General features: G+C 37.2%; 2 protein-coding genes. Both read right to left on the bottom strand.

Annotated elements, in window-relative coordinates:
* Positions 1-343: 343 nt before the first annotated feature.
* On the bottom strand, positions 344-1831 hold the full coding sequence (locus ACPYKA_RS20110) for a glycine betaine uptake BCCT transporter (RefSeq protein ID WP_479543967.1): 1488 nt from the start codon (positions 1829-1831) through the stop codon (positions 344-346).
* 432 nt (positions 1832-2263) lie between these two features.
* Positions 2264-2698 (bottom strand): universal stress protein, encoded by a 435-nt coding sequence (locus tag ACPYKA_RS20105; RefSeq protein WP_479543966.1) that lies wholly within the window; start codon positions 2696-2698, stop codon positions 2264-2266.
* Between the last annotated feature and the right edge of the window lie 385 nt (positions 2699-3083).

The following is a 3083-nucleotide window of genomic DNA, read 5'->3' as shown; positions in this document are numbered from 1 at the left end:
GCTATAAGAGGATGTTCAAAAAGTCCGGTAAAAATGACACTGCGTTAGGGGAACTTCGACTAAATACCGACACGTCCTGTGTCGAACGTCGAAGTCACCACATCCTGTGGAAGCTCGTTGGCTTGCTTCTCCGCTCCTTGAAAAAGAAAAGCACTTTTTCTGCGTGCAAGAACATATGCTCATGTATCTAAAGCATACATTCCGCTGCTCGAAGCTACGCCGCCTCGAACTTTCGACGCACAGGACGTGCTAGTGTCGGCGTTGCCACAGGACGTGGCGACCTTAGCCGACTTGGTCCTTTTTATCCTCCTTTTGAACACGTACTATTCCAATCATGTAAGCTTTATTTTTCTTCTTGTAATCCTTTATGTAATGAGATCATTAGAAAGATTAAAATGACTGCAAATGGAAATGCAGAGGCAATTGCAGCAGATTGCAGTCCGTTTAACCCTCCTGACCAAAGAAGGACTACAGCCGCTGCTGCTTGGATAATGCCCCAGATCGCTTTTATTTGATTGGGCGGATGAAGCATTCCATTTGTTGTTTGCATCCCCATGACGAATGTTGCTGAGTCAGCGGAAGTAATGAAAAAGGTTCCGATTAAGATGATTGATACAATGATCGTGATTGTACTGAACGGCAATTGACCAAGTGTTGCAAATAAGGCGTTTTCTGAATTGATTCCTTGATTCATAGCTTGCCAGATACCGCCATCACCAAATAGTTCAAAATGGGTTCCAGTACCACCTAATACAGTAAACCATAGTGCACAAAATAGCGTTGGGGCTGCCAATACACCAATGATAAATTCCCGAATGGTGCGACCTTTTGATATACGGGCGATAAATGAACCGACAAAAGGTGACCATGAAATCCACCATGCCCAATAAAAAACCGTCCAATCGTTAACCCACTTATTTCCATTTTGACTAAGTGGAGCAAGGCTAAAATTTATTTTTGGAAGGAATTCTGTATATCTTCCCAACGAGGTAGCAAATGACTGGAATAAAAATGATGTTGGCCCGAAACTTAAGAAAAAGCATAATAATAGTATGGCAAGGATAATATTGATATTGCTCATCAACTTCATTCCTTTTTCAATTCCGGAAAGAACAGAAATCATGAACAAAAATGTAATACCTATAATAATGACAAATTGTGTGCTGAATCCATAAGGAATACTATTGTTTAAGTAATGCAGTCCACCATTGATTTGAATTGCCCCAAAACCGAGGGAAGTGGCAACTCCAAATACGGTAGCGAATACAGCAAAAGTATCGATAATAATCCCCAAAGGTCCTCTTACATAATCTCCAAACAAAGGATAAAATGTTGCACTAATGGTACCGGGTAAATTTCTTCTAAATTTAAAATAAGCTAACGATAAAGCAACGAGTGCATAAATTGCCCATAGATGTAGCCCCCAATGAAAGAAAGTTAAAGGAAGTGCATTTTTCGCTGCAACCTGCGACTGTGCATCTCCAATCGGTGGTTCGTAATAGTGAGACAGAGGTTCGGCAACTCCCCAAAATACAAGGCCAATTCCCATTCCGGCACTAAATAACATCGCAAACCAACTGAATGTGCTATATTCTGGTTTCTCATTATCTTTACCAAGTTTAATTTTTCCATATTTTGATAAGGCAAGATAAATTGAAAATAGCAGGATCATCCCAACTATTAGATGATAAAGCCAACCGAACTTGACTTGTAAAGAAATTTGCAAATTGGTTGCGACCCTCTCAAGATGATTCGGAGCAAGCGCACCCCATAATATAAAAATAATCGACAAGCTGATGGAAATATAAAATACAGAGGTTAGTTTTTTCATCCAATCCCCTTTCTAAATAATTTTGAAAGGACTCTTTTATAGATACTATGTAACTTGTCCATCAATTAAGACAGTTTATTTCTAGTAAAGATTATTCTTTTTCGCTGAAATTTTTCTAGGGAATTAGAGAAGGTGAGAGGAATTTTAATATATCCTTACAGTGGGCATGAACGCCTTGAAGTTTATCGTTGGGATGATCGGATAACGATGGAAGTAATGACAATAGACCTTCGAGCAAAATGGAATAGAATTAAGGAAATGTTGATACAATTACTATTTTGTTAGAGTCGAATCTAACATGAACCTCTTACAAGTAGGCAATGGTTAAATAAAAGACTGGGGCTTATACCAATTTGGTGATAAGCCAAGCTTTTATTTTTTGGTGATATAATTTATAAAATAAAGTGCCTTATATTATTACAATTGTTTCTATCAATCTTCAGAATTTCTAACGATCAGTACATCGCAAGCTGCGGAACGAGTGATATTTTCTGATACACTGCCAAGTATCCGTTCAAAAGTATTCAATCCAGTGGCTCCACAAACTATTAGATCGGCGTCAATTTCTCTCGCGATTTTTTTAGGAATTAATGACTTCGGATTCCCAAATTCAAGTTTTGTGTTCACTTCTGTTATTCCGTTATTAAGAGCAAGCTCGCGATTATTTTCAAGAAGTTCGTTACCCAATTTTTCTTGAGTTTTCTTAATCGCTCCTGTATCACCAGGGAAGTTGTAATGTTCCATAATGTGAACAAGATGAAGTGTTGCTCCATCACGTTTTGTTACGTCGATTGCTTTATTTAGAGCAATCTCTGACCCTTTTGATCCGTCTATTGCCACAAGAATATTTTTATAAGTTTTTTCCATGATATTCCCTCCCAATATAATAGTAATATATATTGGCAGAAATAAACAGAAAAGGAATGAACGTTTTATGAATCTTCTTGAAGTAATAATGATTGATCAAGGAGCTATGCCCGGTAAAATCCTCTATTGCATCAGTTTATTTTTAAAAAGGTCATACTCCAGAGCTATCTTCAACTTTTTTTACTAAGACTAACTAATTTTTACAAACAGAAATAATGAACAATCATTAATTTTGTCATGATTACTTCTAGCCTGTAATAGACATCATTATTACCGTACTACTAGAAGAGAATGGGTGAATTGCATGGTAAAACGCTTTTTTTATTGTATGTATTTGGCTTTTTTACTTTATATCGTTTGGATTATGCCAAGTGACATAAAACCT

This window comes from Pseudogracilibacillus amylolyticus (SeqCode) (assembly GCF_051918545.1).
In the GTDB taxonomy this organism is placed as follows: domain Bacteria; phylum Bacillota; class Bacilli; order Bacillales; family Amphibacillaceae; genus Pseudogracilibacillus.
Note: the sequence above shows the minus strand (reverse complement) of the source record. Positions and strands in the feature narration are given on the sequence as shown.

Coding starts and splice junctions, on each gene's coding strand:
- ACPYKA_RS20110 (WP_479543967.1), bottom strand. CDS start 1,831: ATGAAAAAACTAACCTCTGTATTTTATATTTCCATCAGCTTGTCGATT.
- ACPYKA_RS20105 (WP_479543966.1), bottom strand. CDS start 2,698: ATGGAAAAAACTTATAAAAATATTCTTGTGGCAATAGACGGATCAAAA.